Origin of the sequence: Pseudomonas wuhanensis (genome assembly GCF_030687395.1) — a bacterium.
Taxonomy (GTDB): Bacteria; Pseudomonadota; Gammaproteobacteria; order Pseudomonadales; family Pseudomonadaceae; genus Aquipseudomonas; species Aquipseudomonas wuhanensis.
On record NZ_CP117430.1, the window covers coordinates 1,351,910 to 1,371,210 of the forward strand.

At 58.6% G+C, this 19,301-nt stretch carries 10 protein-coding genes; 7 read left to right on the forward strand and 3 right to left on the reverse strand.

Annotated elements, in window-relative coordinates:
* The first annotated feature begins 76 nt into the window (after window positions 1–76).
* From PSH88_RS06305 to PSH88_RS06320, 4 genes are all read left to right on the forward strand, one after another.
* The gene (locus PSH88_RS06305; RefSeq protein WP_305425389.1) at window positions 77–2,599 is read left to right on the forward strand and encodes a CS1-pili formation C-terminal domain-containing protein; all 2,523 of its coding nucleotides are present in this window, start codon (window positions 77–79) and stop codon (window positions 2,597–2,599) included.
* Window positions 2,600–2,604: 5 nt separating this feature from the next.
* The gene (locus PSH88_RS06310; protein WP_305425390.1) at window positions 2,605–3,870 is read left to right on the forward strand and encodes a hypothetical protein; all 1,266 of its coding nucleotides are present in this window, start codon (window positions 2,605–2,607) and stop codon (window positions 3,868–3,870) included.
* A gap of 59 nt (window positions 3,871–3,929) precedes the next feature.
* Window positions 3,930–4,673, forward strand: coding sequence for a molecular chaperone (locus PSH88_RS06315; protein ID WP_305425392.1), 744 nt, complete (start codon window positions 3,930–3,932; stop codon window positions 4,671–4,673).
* Between the two features lie 63 nt (window positions 4,674–4,736).
* Window positions 4,737–5,231, forward strand: a complete 495-nt coding sequence (locus PSH88_RS06320) for a CS1 type fimbrial major subunit (RefSeq protein ID WP_305425393.1) — start codon at window positions 4,737–4,739, stop codon at window positions 5,229–5,231.
* 82 nt (window positions 5,232–5,313) lie between these two features.
* On the opposite strand, the gene PSH88_RS06325 is transcribed toward PSH88_RS06320, so the two are convergent.
* Window positions 5,314–9,969: an NEL-type E3 ubiquitin ligase domain-containing protein gene (locus tag PSH88_RS06325; RefSeq protein WP_305425394.1), complete on the reverse strand. Its 4,656-nt coding sequence runs from the start codon at window positions 9,967–9,969 to the stop codon at window positions 5,314–5,316.
* Between the two features lie 176 nt (window positions 9,970–10,145).
* On the reverse strand, window positions 10,146–13,259 hold the full coding sequence (locus PSH88_RS06330) for a transglycosylase domain-containing protein (RefSeq protein ID WP_305425395.1): 3,114 nt from the start codon (window positions 13,257–13,259) through the stop codon (window positions 10,146–10,148).
* 546 nt (window positions 13,260–13,805) lie between these two features.
* Here PSH88_RS06330 and PSH88_RS06335 point away from each other — a divergent pair.
* Complete coding sequence (locus PSH88_RS06335) at window positions 13,806–15,227, forward strand: amino acid permease (protein WP_305425396.1); 1,422 nt, start codon at window positions 13,806–13,808, stop codon at window positions 15,225–15,227.
* A 265-nt stretch (window positions 15,228–15,492) separates the two neighbouring features.
* On the opposite strand, the gene PSH88_RS06340 is transcribed toward PSH88_RS06335, so the two are convergent.
* On the reverse strand, window positions 15,493–16,617 hold the full coding sequence (locus PSH88_RS06340; protein WP_305425398.1) for an OpgC family protein: 1,125 nt from the start codon (window positions 16,615–16,617) through the stop codon (window positions 15,493–15,495).
* A gap of 221 nt (window positions 16,618–16,838) precedes the next feature.
* Here PSH88_RS06340 and PSH88_RS06345 point away from each other — a divergent pair, with 221 nt between their 5' ends.
* A complete protein-coding gene (locus PSH88_RS06345; protein WP_305425400.1) occupies window positions 16,839–17,780 on the forward strand; it encodes a glycosyltransferase family 2 protein in 942 nt (313 codons plus the stop codon).
* Between the two features lies 1 nt (window position 17,781).
* A complete protein-coding gene (locus PSH88_RS06350; RefSeq protein WP_305425401.1) occupies window positions 17,782–19,290 on the forward strand; it encodes a glucosyltransferase domain-containing protein in 1,509 nt (502 codons plus the stop codon).
* The last annotated feature ends 11 nt before the right edge of the window (window positions 19,291–19,301 follow it).

Here is a 19,301-nt window from a genome sequence, read left to right on the forward strand (position 1 = left end):
AGTAGCGTTACCCGGCAGGCAAACAGCAATGTTTGCCCGCCGGACTTCAACTTGTTCGTAATCAGAGTACGTGTTCATGTTCCCGATGACACCCATCGCGGCTGCGCTTGCGCTGTTGTTTTGTGCCAGTGCAGCGGCGGCTCCTGTTTCCGCCGGTACGACACCGCGAAGTCTCCTGGCTCAGGCCAAAGGTCTGCCGGCGGATTTCGAGGAGCATTTTTTTGATGTGCCTCTGGCTGTTCGGGTGGAACTCGATCATCAGCCGCTGGGAGAGGCCATGGTGGTGTTGTCTCGCGATGATCGCATCACCCTCCTCGAATTTACCGATACCAGCGAAAACCGCTTCGGCGCTGCCGAGCGTGAGAAATGGGCCAGCACCCTCAAGCCGGGCGTGCCACTGGGCAATTGCACGGGTCAATGCCCGGATCAGCTATTGGCGGTGCACTACAGCCTGGAAAATTCGTTGGTGTCGATCCTCACCGAAAACGCTGAGCGCGATCTGGAAGCCAAGCGTTACTACGACCAACCCGAAGGCGGCAGTAGCGGCCTGATGGTGCGCAATCAGCTCAACCTCAATGGTGGGCAGGATCAGGATCTGGGCGGCCGTTTCGGCCTCGAAGCCAGCGCCAGCCTGGGCAACTGGAGCCAGACGTTCAACATGCAACTGGCTCGCCTCGGCGGGCCGGATGAGCAGCTTTATCACGCAGTCCACGAACTCTACACACAGCGTGAGTTACCCGGCAGTTTCGTTCGCCTGGGCTATTTCACCCCTAACTCCGAAGGTCTGACGCGCCAGCCCCGTTCATTCGGCACCAGTCCCGACACGGCCGTCGGCCTGATGTACGGCAGTTCCGACAGTCTGGCGATCGACAGTTCCCGGCCCAGCGTGTACCCGGTTTATGTGACGGCGAACCGTCAGGCGTCCGTGGAGATTTACCGCGACGGCCTGTTGATCAATACCCAATCAGTGCCCGCCGGCTTGCAAACCCTCGATACCCGCCCGTTGCCCGGCGGCATTTATGAGGTGGAAGTGCGCCTGATCGAGGACGGTCAAACCACCTCGAGTACTCAGGAGCTGATCTACAAACCGAACAACTGGCGCAACCTTGATGAGCGCTGGCGCTACAACCTGTTCGCCGGGCAGGAAACCAAATTGCTCAGCAACTGGGATCAACAGGCCAGCGGCGATGCGACCGCTGGCGCATCGCTCAACTACCTGTTGCACCCGCGAGTGATTCTCGGGCTGTCGGCCCGTCAGGTGCGCGAAAAACTGCAATACGGCAGTTCCATCGACTGGACGCTGGCCAACAACACCAGCCTCTTTGCCAATCTTTACCAGACCGAAGATCACGGCACCGGCGCCGATCTGCAGGGGCTCTACAACTATGGCGCCGGCAGTCTGGTGATCAGCCACAACCGCAGTTGGCTCGACACCCGCAACATTTACGACACGCTGCCTGACGGTACCCGGGTGCGTCAGCGCAACGTATTCACCGGTCAGACCAGCAATTCATCGCTGGCGCTGAACCATCGCATCAGCCGCAAGAGTTCACTCAATGCCCGGGTGTCCCACAGTGACGGCAACACCGAAGGCGTGGGTGTCGACCTGGGCTGGACGCAACGCACTGTGGTGTTTGGCAGCGACGCCAATTGGCGCCTGTCGCTGTTTGATCGTCCAGGCAGTTACAGCAGTGGCGATGCGCGCAATCGCGGGGTCGACTTGAGCATCAACATGGCGTTGGGCGGGCCGGACCAGCAGGTCACAGGCAGCATCGGTACCCGCACCGCCCGGGATGGCGGCCGCGACAACAACGCCTCGATCGGCTACCGCAAGAACCTGCGGGACCATGTCTTGCAGAACGTCTCGGTGACGGCGCTCACCGACACTTACGGCATTGGTCTTTCGAGCTTGGCGAACTTTCGTACCGACGCAGTCAATGGCGACGGCTTTGTCCAGCGCTCGTCTTATAACGGCAACTTCACCGGTGGCCTGAATCTGGACAGCACGCTGATCGTTGGAGGCCAACGCATGACGTTGACCAGCCAGCATCAGGGCCGTGGTGCCGGGATGATCGTCGACGTCGAGTCCGACATCGACGGCATTGCCTTGCGCGCCGATGACTTGAGCGGTGGCAGCGCGGCGTTGCGCCCGGGGCGCAACTTCATCCCGATCACCGCCTACAAAAACAGCTCCGTGAGCTTCGACTTCGAAGGCAATCACGTGCCGGCGGCCAGCATCGAACCGGCGCGTACCCGCTATCACCTGAACAAGGGTGGCGTCGAGTACCGCAAGGTGCGGGTGATGAAAACCCTCACCGTGCTGGGCCGTCTGCTCGACGCACAGGGCCAGCCGCTCAAGGGACACCACGTGATCAACCACGCCAGCCGTGGGGTCAGTGAGGTCGATGGCTTCTTCTCGATGGAAATGAATGCCGGCTCTCCAACCCTGGAAGTGCGTCATGCCGACCAGTTGCTGTGCCAGTTCCGGCTCGATGTGGGTAAGCACCGCAGCGAAAACGATGTGCTGATGATCGGTGATTTGCGTTGCACGCCGGACACGTTGGCGGATGCCACTTTCAAGGACGCTACGGCGAGCTGACTGACATGAAGATATTGACCAGGCTTGGAAAAAACCTCAGTCGCGCGATGCCGCTGGCTGTGTTGTGTGGATTGAGTTCATTACCGGCGAATGCAGCGGTCTTGAACATTGACGCTACGTTTTCGCCGGACTCGGCGGCTCCGCATAAAAATGAATTCGTGAATAAGACCCCGTCTCAGGGTTTCTGTCTTCAGGTGCCAAGGGCCTGTGAGGCTGAAAACATATTCAGTTTGATTGCGCCAATTTCGTTTACTGCCAATGCACCGATCCGTGCCAATCATGTCGATCCTCGGCAAGGTGGCATGGCCAAAGTACCCTCGGACTGGCGGGATGTGCAGGTTACCCACTCATCCGGAGAAGTCCACACCGTCAAGGTCCGGATTGCGGGAATCGGACATGAGTCGCAGCTGCCGGTGCCGGTCGTCGAATTGACCGGGGTGGCGGGCGGACCTGGATGGGACAGGCTTTGGAACGGCGGATCCTGGATGTATGCCCCTCCACCCTGTCAAGGAGTCGGGTGGTCGACCGTGGGTGATATTGGTTTCAACAGCTTCTGGAAAGTACCCCTTAACGCGGGGGTGTGTTCAAAGCAACCTTTGTTCGAGATCCCACTGTCCTTTCGATACCTGTACTTCGTGTTCGGTTATCAAATGATAACGCCGAACCCACTGGCTATGCGGGGCGGGTCTTACACCGGGTCCATCAACTTTGGCGTCGGGCCGAATCAGGATTTCGACATGGGTGATGTAATGCAACCCGATGATTCTGCATTGACCCTGAACTTCAATCTCGACGTGCAGCACACCCTGAAGGTAGACATTCCTCCTGGTGGCGAAAAAATCGATCTGGTACCAGCCGGTGGCTGGCAAAGCTGGCTGCAAGCCGGGCGCCGGCCTGTGCGTTTGTTCCGCGATCAGACCTTCAATATCTCGGCGTCATCGCGCTTCAAGATGCTGTTGGAGTGTGAGATTACGGGATTCTCTTACGACTGCATGATTAAAGACTCGGTCTCGAAAAAAGCGGTCGAGTTGCAGGTCAGCGTCAGCCTGCCCAATGGCCTGACCGATCTTGCCGAACAACCCGTCAAGCGCCAGCGTCTGAAAGCGGGAGCGGCCAATGCACAACAGTTTAAACCCGGCTTCTATGTCGATAGTGCGCCCGGCGTTCTGCACTTCGAAATTCCGCAAAGCCAGATGGAATTCATGCTGGCACCCGGCGTGGCGTCCAGCTACAGAGGCAGTGTCGCCGTGATCTGGGACTCGGAAGTTTGATGGGCTGCGCATCGATTATTCGAGCCAGCGTGGTGTTCAATGGTGTGAGGTTCAAGGGTATGAAACGTTTGTGGGTACTGTTGGGTTTGAGCGGATTCTCTCTGGCGATTCAGGCCGGGCCGCAAATCAATGTGGGAACGGTTTACGACTATCTGGATGGCGACAAGAGCACATACCTCAAGCGCGTATTCAACAGCGGCGACAGCACGGCCTTCGTCAAGGTCAATATTCTGGAAATCATCTACGACGCGGATGGCACGCCTCGCGAAGTGCCGGTCAAGGCTCAGGCCGATGCCAGCGCTCGTGATGGGCTGATGGCCAGTCCGGCGCGGTTGATCATCCCGGCCAACGGTATGCAGGGCACGCGTCTGTTGGTGATGGGCGAGCGGGAAACCGAGCGCTATTTTCGTGTGCGTTTCGTACCGGTGGTGCCGGAAAAGGAGGACGAGTTCGCGGTGTCCAGCGAAGAGCGCGAGGACTACAAAAAGACCCTGTCGGCGGGCGTCAATGTCATGACCGGTTTCGGCACCGTGTTCTTCGTCCGGCCGCAGAACAGTCGTTATGACAGTGTGGTCGACAACAGCACCGAACGTTACAGGCTGCGCAATAACGGCAACACGGTGGTGGTGATCGATGAGTTCCGCAACTGTTCGCGCAAAAACGAAACCGACTGCGAGCCCACCACCAAGCACCACGTGCTGGCGGGCAAAACATTCGAGTTCGACAAAAAACCGGGGCGCGAATACCGCTTCAACCTGATCGAAGGTGGCTCGAAAAAGGCGTTGCACATCGCTGGCCGGTGACCTCGACATATGCGGGCAGCCGCTGGCGCTCGTGGCTTTCTTTTGACGCAACAGGTACCTGACATGATCAAGCAAGCGGCCATCGTCCTGTGGATGGGCAGCGTGGCACTGATGAGTGCTTCGGCGTTCGCAGCACGAGAAGAACGTACGTTCGAAGTATCGGTGGATGTACCGACGCTGGGGTTTTACGTGATCCCCGCCGAAACGGACTGGATTCATCGGGAGCAGGTTCTGGCCTGGAACATCAACACTTCAACCCTGGGCGGGCTGCGCAAAAACTTCGATGTCAAACACGACACCAGTGCCATCGAGGCCCGGCTGGAGAGCGAACCCTATTTGTTCAATGGGCGTGACGATCAGAACATCTATTTGCGGGTCAGCTTCAATGGCCAGGAACTGAGCCACGACCCGAAATCCCGGGAAGTGGTGTCGGCGGCGCAGGCGATGGCGGGCGGCCGCTTTCCCCTGGAGATACAACCGAAAGCACCTGCCGGCGGCTACAAACCGGGCACTTACTACGGAAATGTCCAGCTGGTTTTCAATGCTGTCGCACCCTGATCGCCGGTGGATGGTTAACGTCAGTCTGACGGCGGTGCCGCCGTCAGACTGACTTCATCTTGCTACTTGAAGCATGGCCGTTTTACTGTCCGGCTCTTCTCAATGCTTCGCGCGTCAAACGCCTCGACAGTTCTTTTTCCTCATCGCCCAGATCGACCAGCAACCGGTCGAAGAGGGCATCGCTCATCGGCTCGTCGGCAAACACTACAGTCTCTGGCACCGGTAGATCGTTCATCAGTGCCCTGAGCCGGTTTCTCAGCACAGCACGCTGGGTGTCGCTCAGCGGTGTGGCGTCGGCCCATTCCCGCTGGGTACTGCGCAACGATTCAAGCTGTTCGGATTGATCCAGGTACTGGCGTTTGTTGGTTTCAATCCGCACCGGCCAGGTTTCGCGCAAATACTGTTCCCAGAAATCCTGTTCAAGCATTTTGTTCACCAGACCATCGCCTTCCTCCAGTTCCAGCACCGTGTCACCGGCCTGCTTGATCATGGCATCGGTGACGCCGGACACGCCCCGGTAAAGCATCTTTTCGGATTGCCAAGGCAGGCCCAGACGTTGTGCCAGACCGGTCTGGTAAGCCAGATAGACTTCGACATCGTCAGGGTTGCCGTCGCGACCGACGATATCGGCCCGGGCTATTTCGTTGACCCGCTCCAGGCGCGCAGCGCCTTTGGCCAAGGTCACCAGCGAGCGTTCCAGTTGCGGGGTATCGGTGGAATACGAATACGCCTCGGAGGCCAGCACATTGATGCCCATGTGATTGAACAACTGTGCGCCGGCATCGGCGCAATCGACCGGGGCAATGGCCATGGTGAACAGCTTCTCCCTGAGCCGGGCATCGATATGCACGGCGTCGAGCATCCGCCATACGCGCTGCAGCAATTGCGCCTGAGCCTGGCCGCCGGCCCGATAGTCGGCGGAGTTTTGGGTGTCGATCAGCACGGCCATGAACCGTTGGGCATCGGGTTCGTCGATCAGCTCAGACCATAAGGTGGCTCGATCCACCCCCCAGCCCGGCACGTCGTTCCAGTGCGAGGCGCTGTAAGTTGAACTGATCATCGGTGGGACCCGCGTGCTTGAGGGCTCGACAGGTTCGGCGGGCAACTGCACGGATCGGCGCAGTGCCTGATAAGTTACCTGATGCACCTCGTGCAGTTGGCCGACATCCAGCCGTGTACGCGCCACGACCCATGCGTCCGGTGAGCCGGATACCACGTCGGGAATCTGACTGATCGGATTCTCGCGCAAGTCCAGAAAGAACCCGCGCGGGCGAGGTTTGGCCAATGTGCCTTCCGGCCAAGTGCTGAGCCCGGTATTTTTCAGGGCCACGACCTTCAGTCTGGGCATGCGCCCGATGTCCGGCAGCCTGCCCAAGGGATTATCTTCAAGCCTGAGGATTTCCAGGAAGGTCAGGTTTCGCAGCTTCTCGACCGCATACGCGTCCAGCACGATGCGGTTGCTGCTCAGTCGCAAACGTTCCAGCCTGTGCAACTGACCGATACCGTAGGGCAACTGAGTCAGTTCACAGCTTTTGGCGCTGAGTTCTCGAAGGTTGGGGAAGTCTTTCAACAGGCCATTTGGCTCGCTGCCGAACTGCGTGTTGTCGAGCTTCAGGACCGTGATCCGATTGAGAAACTGCTTCAGTTCAGGACGTTTTGTCCACCAGGTTTCCAGGTTCAACGGCAACCATTCTCGGGAGAGGTCGAGGGCATAGTGGACAGGGTCGGTGCGGTTGCCGAGTTCCAGGTTTCTGCGCTCGAAACACTCAATGAGGCGTCGGGAAATATGCTGCCCGCCACCGTTCAGAAAACCCTGGGGATCCGGGCCCCAGTGTTGCGGTTGCTGGTACTCCCAACGGTTCAGGATCACCCGCAGTTCATCAAGATCGTCTTCTTCCTGCTCCATGGCCTTGAGCGGCTCACCCTTTTCGATCAGCGCGTTGGCGAACACATCGACCTCGCGTTCACTGAAATGCGGGTACTGGTCGCGAATACGATCATGCACGGTCTCGCCATCCTTGCTCAGCCCGCCGCCGCGCACCAGCAACAGCGTTTCGTGCTCGGCAACGGGGCGAATGGGGGGGCGGGCGAGCAGCGTCCGGCGCTCGCTGGGCGGGGCGGTCTTGGCAATGACCCATTGTCTGAAGAACTCGGCGTCACCCGGTTTATAGCCCAACGCATTTTGTCGAATCCTGCCCATGGCATGGAGGATCGCTTCAAGAAAGCCCTCGGCCTCATGAATCGGTTGATCCGAGGCATTCCGTACCTGGTACTGTCCGGCCTCGTTTCGAATCAATACCCGAACCTGCGTTGCTTCCTCGGGCCCCGCACTGCAACGAAGCTCCCCATCGAATGCACCCTGACGGATCTCGATTCGCAGGTCGCCGAATGTGTTGGTGTAGGTTCGCAACGCCCCCAGCACCAGGCGTTCTGTATCGATGTTGGTCAATGTGTCTTGATACACGCCCTGGGCTGCCCGAACCGATTGCGTCTCGAACTGAAGCTCCCGTGCCCGGGTTTTCAGGCGCAACGGCAGACGTCGTTGTTGCGTCATCTGTTGTTGCTCCTGGAGTGTGGCGTCCTTGATGATTCTTTCCGCAACAGGGATGGGGAGGTCGGGGAAGTCGATGAGCAGCAGGGTGACGTCGGGGGATACTGCTTCGGCGACTTTTTCGGATGCGCCAAGGCGTTGCAGGGTATCGGTCAGCAGTGGGGGGGACGGAGCGCGTTCAACGTGAACCCTGCGCAACACGGTTTCATCGGTGCCGCTGATCTGGCGAATCTGCTCCAGCTGCGTGTCGGTAAACGTGTCGACGCGGTGACCGATGCGACGCATCAATGTCGCGCCTTCCCAGCTGCGCGGGTTTTCCGTTTCGCTGACCCAGGCGCCTTCACCGTTGTGGGTGAGCGCCGGTGCATAAGCCTCGGGGCGTTGCGGATGCTTGATGCGGTGCTGGTCACTGTCGGGGGCTTTTTCCACCTCAAACAGCTGACCATCCAGCGGCAGCAGACGCTTGCCCTGGTGCTGATACAAGCCGAGCGCATCCGGCCGGGCGTCGCTGGGCAAAGCCACGCTGGGTGGTTGTTGATAGGGCGTGAGATCCGGGTTCCACAAGCGGGTCTTGCCATCGGCCAGTTGCACCGGTTTCAGCCCTTCGACAAACGACGAAAGCTTCTGGTTCGCCACTTTGCCCACTGCTGCACCCACGGCGAAAATGCCCAGCTGAACGATGCTTTCAAGCACGCCGATAGCCTGTTCACCTGCTTCGGCCAGACGGCCTTCAGCCAGGTCGACGATGCCCTCGACCACTTCATACGTCAGTTGATAAGCCGTGTAGGCCAGCATCAACTCACCGAGACCGGGTACAAAGGGCATCGCCACCAGTAAGGCGACATTGAAAATATCCGAGAGCATTTTTTCCAGATTGTCCCACCAGGCCCAGCGCGCCATGCGATCGGCGTATTCGGTGGAAATCGCGATCTCTCGCGCGTCATTGAGAATCTTGTTCAGCTTCTGCTGGTAGAGGTACTTCCACAGGTCGCCGTCGAAGCGGGTCTGGCGATCATCTTCGAACCTCGACAGGCTGAACTGCAGGTCCGGCTTGTCCACCGGTGTCTCCCGCCAGCTCGGCATGTTCGAATCAGGGGCAACCTGGTGCCATTTCACCTGGCTCAAGCGCTCATTCAGTCGGGCGAAAAACGCACCGCGCTGGGAATGGGCAATGAACTGGCTGAAGAAGGTTTGATAGTGTCCTGATGCCGGTGCTGGATCGTCCCGTAACTGGCGAGTCAGCTCGGCCATGAACTCGATGGTTGAAGGGTATTGCCTGAGTGGATGCTCGGGGTCGTTGGGGACATAGGCAATCAGTGGCTCGGGGACATTGCTGGTGAGCACATCGGCTGTGATCAGCACGATGCCGGTCAGGGCAACGTCCATCATGACCAGGTTGTAGCAGCTGACGGCTTTACCGTTCCATGTCGGTTTTTTTTGCTCATTGAGCATGCTCTGCACAACGGCGTAGGCGTGTTGGCTGAGGTCTTTTTTTATCAGCGCCATGCGCGCGGCAGCTTTTAATGCACTTTTCTGGCTTTGATTGACCCGGTAGCGCAGCACATTGCTGGCCAGCCTGTCGGTCGGTAGCAGAAATGATTTGAGATGTCGTTCGTATTGAGCACCGAGGTTCAGATCGCGACAGAGTGTCTTGAACTGATCGATGCGCATTTTGTGCTTGAGGGGTTTTATTCTGAAATGCCCCCGGTTGTCAGGGCGAGTAATGAACTCGGAATCCGCGGTGAAGGTTTCGCTGCTCGAGAAGTTGTGCAGCGCCGCATCGAGCAGGGACACCGTGCGGCTTTGAGTGCCGGACGCGAAGTCATGCACCCACCAGGACGTTCCCACTGGCGCATACAGGCGCAGCCAGGTGTCCTTCACATCTTCTTCCAGGCCGAATCGGTCTTTCAGGGCTTTTTTCAGCAGCGGTTCGGCGAAGGCGTAAACGTCTTGCAGTTCGCTGAGCGCCTTGTCCACGCTGTTCTGCGCGACCCAATGATCCTTGATGTCTTCCTTCAAGCGCTGATGTTCGGCTGCCGAGGCGGTTCTGTGCCAGTCGGGAAGATTCAGCCTGACGGTTTTCAGCGCACTGACGCGTTGCAATGATGCATCGGTGAGCCACGGGGGGATGGCATTGCGGATTAATTCGTGATGAGTACTTTCAGGTGTAAGCGGGGTAATCGGCATGGGTTTGTCGTCCAGTCATCCATGATGGGACGACCAGACTAGGCAAGGGGAGGCGCTGAAAAAAGCGCAAATATAAGCAGGGTCCGGGTAGCGTTTACGGCTCGATGCTTCCAATAATCGAGAGCGAAAAATACATAGTTACCGCCACGCCTGGAGCGACGGCTGAAAGGCCCCGGTTAGCGTTCTGCCGTTGTCACCGTGCCCTGGCACATCGTATGGGTGCCGGGTTGCAGATAAGGCGAAAGAATCGGCGCCATGCCCTTGAGCACTTGCGTAGGTAACGCCGAAGTGAATTTGAAATTCTCGGCCGTGCGCCCCGGGACATAGGCGGTGAGGGTGCCGAAATGCCGGTCGCCGATGTAGAACACGAACGTCGCGGTACGGTTGATCGATTTCGAGCTGAGAATCCGCCCGCCGGAACCAATGGCCTCAATGCGGTTGTCGCCGGTACCGGTTTTGCCGCCCATGGCCAACGGGCTACCGTCAGCCAGTTTGAAACTGCCCGCCACGCGTTTGGCCGTGCCGGCATCCACCACTTGTGACAAGGCCTCGCGCATGGCCGTTGCCACCTCGGAAGGCATGACTCGTTTGCCCACATCCGGGTTATTGATCAGTTTGGTTTCGTACGGTGTATCTGCCGCAAAGTGCAGGCTGTCGATACGCAGTGTCGGCATGCGCACACCGTCGTTGAGGATGGTGCCGATCAGCTCCGCCAATGCCGCGGGGCGGTCGCCGGAGCTGCCGATGGCGGTGGCCAGCGAGGGCACCAGGTGATCGAACGGATACCCGACTTTCTGCCAGCGTTGGTGAATGTCGAGGAACGCCTCGATTTCCAGCATAGTGCGGATTCGGCTGTCGCGGGCACCCTTGTGTCGGCTCTTGAACAGCCAGCTATAGACTTCCTGACGCTCGAACTGGCTGGCTTTGACGATCTGGCTGAACTTGGCGTCGGGGTTGTTCAGCAAGTAGCCGATCAACCACAGATCCAGCGGGTGAACCTTGGCGATGAAGCCCTGGTCCGGCAAATCGTAGCTGCCGGGGCCGTAGCTCAGGTAGAGGCGTTCAAGGCGTTCATCGGTCAGTTTTTCTTTAAGCTTGTCGCCTTTGAGGTGCGAGCGCACGAAGGTGTTGAAGCTTTCCTGATCGGCCTGGGGGAATAGATAACGATGCACGGCGGACATGCGAATCGGGGTCGGGCGCATGCCGTCGAGAAAGGTCTCGAGCCGCGCCCGGGTGTCCTTGTTGCGGTATTTCTTCCAGAACTTCAGCAGGAACGAGGTGCCTTCTTTGTCGGCGAATGAGGCCAGGTATTCCTGGCGCCGGGGGTCGCGATCATCCTTGAGCAGTTCGGCGCTGTTGTTGGGACCGGAATAGGTGGTGTAGCGCACCAGGTCGCGCATCAGCCGAATGAACGGCAGGTTGATTGACTCACGAATGGCATCACGCAGGGTCGGCAGGCGGCCGTTGTCTTCCTTGCGAAAGTTATTGAAGGTATGCAGCCCGCCACCGGTGAAAAAGGCTTCGCCAGGGCTGGCGGAGTATTTGCGATCCAGCGCGGCATTCAGCATGTTCGGAAGGTTGCGGTCTTTGTTCTGTATCAGGTAATCGACGGCCCAGCGGCTCAGACGGTCCTGGTCCGGGACCTCGACTTTTTTCAGTTCAGGGACGCTCATCTCTGCGTACTTATCGTGCAGCTCGGCAATGATCTGCAGGTAAGTGGTGAGCACGCGCATTTTTGCGGTGGAGCCCAGTTCCAGCTTGCTGCCCTCATTGATGTCGAACGGCTGGTCGGTGCTGTCGGTCTGCACCCGTACCCGCGAGCCGTCCGGTGTCAGTTCGAACAGGGTGAAGCTGTAGCGCACCTCTGTGGTGCTGGTCGGTGTGAGCAGACGTTCGCCAATCAGGCCGATTTCCGCTGCATAAGTCGGGTCGGCCAGATGTTTGAGGTACGCGGTGGCCTGGGTTTGCAACTCGCCTTGCAGCGTGCTGGTGGCGGACAGGTCGAGGCGGTCGAGGTCATACAGCGGACGGTTGAGCAACCCGCCCAGACGGCTGCGCGCCACACTGATGCCCTTGTTGGTTTCGATGGGCTGAATAGTGGGCTGGGTGGCCCAGTCGCGGTAGGTCACTTTACTGGCCAATGCCGCCGCCGCGAGTGGCGCATCGATCACGCCATTCTGCGCCAGCAGGCGAATATGACTGTCGGTGAGACTGGCCAATTCATCACGGCCCTTGGTCAAGTAATGGGAAGGGCGACGCTGAGCAATCATCAGTGACAGCATTTCACGCAGGGCCAGACCTTTTTCCGACAGACTTTTCGGATCCGTATCGGTACTGGCCAGCCGTTTGTTGGCCTGGTTGAAATCGGCGCCGTACCAGACGCGCAAACCTTCGGCCATGCCATGCACTTCACCGTGGCCCGGTACCGCCGACAGCGGAACACTGTTGAGGTAATCGCGAATCACATTTTGCCGGACCTGGAGGGTTTCCGGCCCCGCTTGATAGGCCCGCACGCTGGCGGAAATCATTTGCCGGATCTTTTCCGCGCCCGACACCGTCAAGCCGTCGGGGGAATGTCGATACTTCTCAAGCTGCGTCGCCAGCGTACTGCCGCCGGCCGACTGGCCGGGCAGGCGCAACAACTTGGCCACTTGGGACCACGCCGCCATGCCGAACCGTGGCCAATCCACGGCGGGGTTGGCCAAAGGCTGACGGGGATCGAGCAAAAAGCGGTTTTCGATGAAGAGCAAACTGTTGACCACTACCGGAGGGATCGCCGCAAAGCTCGAATAGAGCTGTTGTGGATATTTGAATTGATACAGCGGTGCCGCGCGGCAATCGGTGATCGACAACCCAGCCTGGATTTTTTCGGCATAGGGCACGAAAAAGCCCTTGTCGCTGTACTTCATCAGCGCCGGGGAAAAGCGGGTTTGTGCCGACACTACGTAATCGCGCTTGAGCAGGCGCGGCAGAAATTCATCCAGGGAGCTGTAACCCAGGCGTTGATCGAATGGGCCTGCGCCAGGGTAGCGAATGGCGTCGCTGGGGCCGGGCTGCAGCTCGTACTTCAGCGAGGCGGCATATTTGCTGATTTCCCGGGCCTGAAACTTGGAGGTACGCATTTCCTTGGCCGCGGCGAGGCCGAGGACAATCAGAATAATCAGCAGCAGCAACCAGAAAGCCCCCCAGCCGTGTCGGGAACGACGGGGTTTCTCAGGTAAAGGCGCTTCATCCACTCGTTCAGTCGGAACCACAGTTTTACTCGAATCGGTTTGCCACAAAGCGCCCATAGTCGACTGATCCATTCACGCAGATTGATCGGACTTGTTTGAAGCTTAGACGGTGGTTGGGGTTGGTGAAAAAATTGTGAATAACCAAATGTCAGGTATGCCCCATCACCTGTGGCAAGAGAGCTTTTGTGGTGAAGGATCTGTTGTGGCGAGGGAGCTTGCTCCCTCGCCACAGGGGGGGGGTGTCTTCTGTAATGGCTGAGCTAGACGCATCAACGAGGTAAATGCCGCCTACGCAGGGGCATGACGATGCACCATTGCTGTGCAATACTCGGCGCCGTTTCAGTGGCGAATAATCCTACAAAAGTCAGGTAATGCCCCTCCGAAAACCGCGCTTTTGCCGAGAGTTATGGCTGAATGTTGTGGTTTATAGAGTGAAAAACCCTACTGGAAGCTTTTTATACTGCACGCCCGCTGATCTTGCAGGTTTTGTCCTGCAAGACGGGTCTGCCCATGAGGCTGGCCCGGTTTCGCAGAAGCGCTGGCTTATCGGTCGGTGCTTCGACACTCGGTGGTCAAATCCAATAACAAGACGAGGTTGTACCTATGCCAGTCGGCAATCACCTGCCTCACGGCGAGACCGCTCAGGGCGGCCCGCTTAAACGCGAACTCGGCGAACGGCATATTCGCTTGATGGCGCTCGGTGCCTGTATCGGCGTCGGCCTGTTCCTGGGTTCGGCCAAGGCCATCGAAATGGCCGGCCCGGCCATCATGCTCTCCTACATCATTGGCGGTCTGGCGATCCTGGTGATCATGCGCGCCCTCGGCGAGATGGCCGTGCACAACCCGGTCGCCGGCTCGTTCAGCCGTTATGCACAAGACTACCTTGGCCCCTTGGCAGGCTTTCTGACCGGCTGGAACTACTGGTTCCTGTGGCTGGTGACCTGCGTCGCGGAAATCACCGCGGTGGCGGTGTACATGGGCGTCTGGTTCCCCGACGTGCCGCGCTGGATCTGGGCACTGGCGGCGCTGGTCAGCATGGGCTCGATCAACCTGATCGCGGTGAAAGCCTTCGGTGAGTTCGAATTCTGGTTTGCCCTGATCAAGATCGTCACCATCATTGCGATGGTGGTCGGTGGCATCGGCATCATTGCTTTCGGTTTCGGCAACGATGGTGTGGCGCTAGGGATTTCCAATCTCTGGGCCCACGGCGGCTTCATGCCCAACGGCGTGCAAGGCGTGTTGATGTCCCTGCAAATGGTGATGTTCGCCTACCTCGGTGTCGAGATGATCGGTCTGACCGCCGGTGAAGCCAAGAACCCGCAGAAGACCATCCCCAATGCGATCGGCTCGGTGTTCTGGCGGATTCTGCTGTTCTACGTCGGCGCCTTGTTCGTGATCTTGTCGATCTACCCGTGGAACGAAATCGGCACCCAGGGCAGCCCGTTTGTGATGACCTTCGAGCGTCTGGGCATCAAGACCGCCGCCGGCATCATCAACTTCGTGGTGATCACCGCTGCGCTGTCGTCCTGCAACGGCGGCATCTTCAGCACCGGGCGCATGCTCTATAGCCTGGCGCAGAACGGCCAGGCCCCGGCCGGTTTCGCCAAGACCTCGAACAACGGCGTGCCCCGTCGCGCATTGCTGCTGTCGATCGGTGCGTTGCTGCTGGGCGTGTTGCTTAACTACCTGGTGCCGGAGAAGGTCTTCGTCTGGGTCACCGCGATTGCCACCTTCGGCGCGATCTGGACCTGGGTGATGATCCTGCTGGCCCAGCTCAAGTTCCGCAAAGGCCTGAGCGCCAGCGAACGTGCCGGCCTGAAATACCGCATGTGGCTGTACCCCGTCAGCTCGTATCTGGCGCTGGCATTTTTGGTGCTGGTGGTCGGCCTGATGGCGTACTTCCCGGACACGCGCGTGGCGCTGTATGTCGGGCCTGCTTTCCTGGTGCTGCTGACGGTGTTGTTCTACGTGTTCAAGCTGCAACCGACCAATGTGTCGCAAGGTGCGGTGCGTTCGGCTTCGTAAGTCGTAACGCCAGAAACGCAAAAGCCCCGGTCGAGATGACCGGGGCTTTTTTGTGGGTGCTGTCTAGTCCTGAAGAAGGTTTACACCTGTTTCAGGATTAGACATGGCGCCGATCTCCTGTGGCGAGCGAGCTTGCTCGCGCTGGGGCGCGTAGCGGCCCTAAAATGGTCACCGTTCAACCGGATTACGACTGCTGCGCAGCCGAGCGGGAGCAAGCTCCCTCGCCACAAAAGCCCCTCACCACAAGAATTGGCTTGTCTCCATGTCAGACGACGGCGACTTGTGCCGGTCGATTCAACCGCTTGTTGAAATCCAGCCAGGCCCCCAGCAACGCCATCAACCCGACTCCCAGCAGTGCACTGAATATCTGCATTGCCAGTGTGTTCCCGCCCAAGGCGTTGAGCATGTCTGCCAACGGCGCCAGCACCACGCCAAAGCAGAAGACTTCCAACGAATAACGACCCATGCGACAGCTTTGTTGCGCCAGCCAATGTCGGGTCCAGCCCATGTCCGGCAACAACCTGGCGGTGACGTAGGCGAGGGCGAGGAAGTGCAGCAGGCGCGCTGGCGAAAGGTTGGTCTTGCTGATCGGATAGAGCCATTCGCCGAGCTGTTGGGGCATGAAGGCGTCATGCACGCCAGGCCACTTCCACGACAGTGCGATCAGCCCGGTCAGCAGCAAATAGGTCAGCGCGGCGATGAATACCGGCTGCCGAGTCAGCGGTCGAGGTTGCGACAGCCGAGGCCTTTGCCCATGAATCGCCGCCGCGCCACCGAGAATAAACAGCAGCTGCCAGGCCATCGGATTGAAAAACCACACGCCACCGTCGGTGCCCGCCAGGTTCCACTGGAGCCATGGCGCCAGCAGATACAAGACCACCGACATTCCCACCACGTATTCAGCCTTGCGCAGCAGCATCGGCAGCACCAGCGGCAGGCCGAGCAGCAACAGAATGTACAGCGGCAAGGGGTCCATCAGGTTCGGTTTGAAGCGCAGCAACAGCTCATCCATCAATGCCTGCTGCGGATTGCTGAGGAAGTACTGCAAGCCCATTTCCTGCACCAGATCACGGGTTTCCACGTGGCTGTTGGCGAAAAACACGATGCCCATCAGCAGTGCCAGCAAAAAGATATGCACTACATAAAGCACCCAGGCGCGTCGCAGGATTTTCACCGTGGCGACCATGAAACCGTCGCGCCGGGCGATTTTGCCGTAGGCCAGCACGGCCGCGTACCCGGCCAGGAACACGAAGATCTCCGCCGCATCGCTGAAGCCGAAGTTGCGCACCGTGAACTGCGCGAGCGGGTTCTGCGGCACGTGATCCCAGAAGATGAAGATCAGGGCCAGGCCGCGAAAAAAGTCGATTCGGTAATCGCGTTCAAACGTCATGACGGCAGGCTCTTGAACGGGGTTGTTGGGTAGGAGCGGCGCGCAGGGTGGCGTGATTCGCGGCTAATTGCAAAAGCCTGGATATTACCGAATGTCTCAGTTGCCTATAGCGAACGGACGGGACTGCGTGTCCGTTGGTCTGCCGGGCAGTTCGCGCGCCAGAACGCCCACTGATGACGGTCTGTCGAACATCTACACTTCGATTTTCAGGAGTGTGAAACGTGAAAGTTTCGCTGATTGTCCCGGTATTCAATGAAGAGCAGGCGATCAACCTGTTTTATCAGGCGGTGCGTCGCGAATTGAAACTTGACCCGTGTGAGGTCGAGATCGTGTTCATTAATGACGGCAGTACCGATCAGACAGCTGAGCAGGCCAAGGCGCTGGCGCAGGTCGATGAACAGGTATTGCTGGTCAACTTTTCGCGCAACTTCGGCAAGGAACCAGCGTTGTTTGCCGGGCTGGAATACGCCACCGGCGATGCGGTGATTCCCATGGACGTGGACCTGCAGGATCCGATCAGCGTCATCCCTCGGTTGATTGCCGAGTGGCAAAAGGGCGCTGATGTGGTGCTCGCCAAACGCCGCAATCGTGACAGTGACAGTTATTTGAAACGCCACAGCGCATCGCTCTTCTATCATTTGCTGAACAGGATTTCCTACACCCGGATCGAAGAAAACGTCGGGGATTTCCGGCTCATGGACCGCAAGGTGGTCAATGTGATTCGCGCACTTCCCGAGCATCAGTTGTTCATGAAGGGCGTTCTGTCCTGGGCCGGGTTCACCACGGCGGTGGTCGAATATGAGCGGGCCCGGCGAGTGGCGGGACGCAGCAAGTTCAATGGCTGGAAACTGTGGAACCTGGCGCTGGAAGGCATTACTTCGTTCAGCACCGTGCCGTTGCGGTTGTGGACTTACATCGGTGGCGGCATTTCGATCTTCGCGGTGCTGTACGCGGTGTACATGGTGCTGGACAAGATTTTCTTCGGTAACAATGTCCCCGGATATCCCTCGCTGATGACGGCCATTCTGTTTCTCGGCGGCGTCCAACTGATCGGTATCGGCATCCTCGGCGAGTATGTCGGCCGCATCTACATCGAAGCCAAGCACCGGCCCCGTTATGTGGTCAAAGACGTCATTGGCGGCACAGACCGGCTCGGGCTTTAGCATGGGCAGACTGGGCGACTTTTTCAGCAAAGAACTCGGGCGTCGTCGGGTCTGGTTGTTTTTCCTGATCGCGATCCTTATTTATGTCATTCCGCTGATCCTCGCGGACTATCCCTACATCGATGACAACTGGCGCTCGCTGTCGGCCGGTACTGCCTGGGCGGGGCAGGGGCGGTTGTTCACCGAGCTGTTCTACAACCTGCTGACATTCAGTGATGCGGCACCGAACATTTTTCCGTTGCCGCTGTTGATCGCCGCGCTGGCCATGGCCTCGGCGTTGACCAGCCTGACCTTTCATTACTACCCGCAGCCGACGATATCCTGCTGCCTGGTGCTGTTGCCGCTCTGGTACAACCCGTTCTTCCTGCAGAACCTGTCTTATCAATACGACGGGCCGGCCAATGCCTTGAGTCTGGTGGCAGTGATCTACGCAATCACTTTTCGTCATCCCTCGCGCATTTTGCAATGGCTGGTACCGGCTTTCCTGATTGCGCTGGCGCTGGGGTTCTATCAGGTGAGCCTGAATGTGTTTCTGGGCCTGTGTTGCCTGGAACTGCTCAGGGGCGCGAATGACAACTGGGCCTGGCGGCAGTGGTACGAATTGATCGGCTGGAAATTCGCCCAGGCAGGGCTCGGCGGGTTGATCTACAGCGTCACGGCTTATCCGTACATGAATCGCGATCGCGCCTTACTGCTGAACTGGGCAGCGGAGCCTTTGCTGCAACTTGAAATCAACATCGGCCGGGTGCTGGAAAAAGTCGCGCTGCTGTTTCACGGTGGATTCACTTGGGTGTTCGCCGTGCTGCTGTTGTGTGCGCTTGTGGGCAGCGCGCGGTTGGCCCGCAGCGTGATTGAACGCCACGACACCGGGCTGAGAAAAATCGTGATGGGCCTGGTGTGTGTGCTGACAGTGCCGGTCGTGACCCTGCTGGTGTCGGGTGCCGCGCTGTTTTTCCGCGACTTCAATGAAGGCGCCAGAACCTTGATGGGGTTTGCGGTGTTGCTGGTGCTGTTGTTTTATTTGAGCCATCTGGCGCTGGCGCCCATTCATGAGCGGCTGCCGCTGTTGTTGGCGGTGCCTCTGTTGGCCATGCTTTCGTTGTCTTACGCCTATGGCCGCGTGCTGACGGTGCAGAACACCTTTGCGTCCAGCGCATTGTTTTCCCTGGGGCATGACATTGCGGCCCAGCGGCAACTGTACGAGGCCAAGCGCATTTACCTGGCGGTGAGTTATTCCGATCACTGGCTGGTGGGGGCTGCGGGCTCGTTCAAGCAAATGCCGGTCTTGCATTATCTGCTGAACATCAACTTCTTCATGCTGGCTGAAAACCTGCCGAAGGCTGGCATCACTAATGTGGTCGCGGAGAGGGCGCGGCGCAACGCGACCCTGGTCGGTTACCAAGGTTATCCACCGCTGGTGGAGAGCCAGTTCTATCGCATCTATCTGCTGGGCGATTACGGTTTTATCGTCATGAAAGAGCCGACCCCGATCACCACGCTTCAGTGGTAAACAATGAGGGG

Bases quoted from the DNA above. Each gene is read 5' to 3' on its own strand.
- PSH88_RS06310 (WP_305425390.1), top strand. From the start codon at position 2,605: ATGAAGATATTGACCAGGCTTGGAAAAAACCTCAGTCGCGCGATGCCG.
- PSH88_RS06340 (WP_305425398.1), bottom strand. From the start codon at position 16,617: ATGACGTTTGAACGCGATTACCGAATCGACTTTTTTCGCGGCCTGGCC.
- PSH88_RS06350 (WP_305425401.1), top strand. From the start codon at position 17,782: ATGGGCAGACTGGGCGACTTTTTCAGCAAAGAACTCGGGCGTCGTCGG.
- PSH88_RS06320 (WP_305425393.1), top strand. From the start codon at position 4,737: ATGATCAAGCAAGCGGCCATCGTCCTGTGGATGGGCAGCGTGGCACTG.
- PSH88_RS06330 (WP_305425395.1), bottom strand. From the start codon at position 13,259: ATGGGCGCTTTGTGGCAAACCGATTCGAGTAAAACTGTGGTTCCGACT.
- PSH88_RS06305 (WP_305425389.1), top strand. From the start codon at position 77: ATGTTCCCGATGACACCCATCGCGGCTGCGCTTGCGCTGTTGTTTTGT.
- PSH88_RS06335 (WP_305425396.1), top strand. From the start codon at position 13,806: ATGCCAGTCGGCAATCACCTGCCTCACGGCGAGACCGCTCAGGGCGGC.
- PSH88_RS06315 (WP_305425392.1), top strand. From the start codon at position 3,930: ATGAAACGTTTGTGGGTACTGTTGGGTTTGAGCGGATTCTCTCTGGCG.
- PSH88_RS06325 (WP_305425394.1), bottom strand. From the start codon at position 9,969: ATGCCGATTACCCCGCTTACACCTGAAAGTACTCATCACGAATTAATC.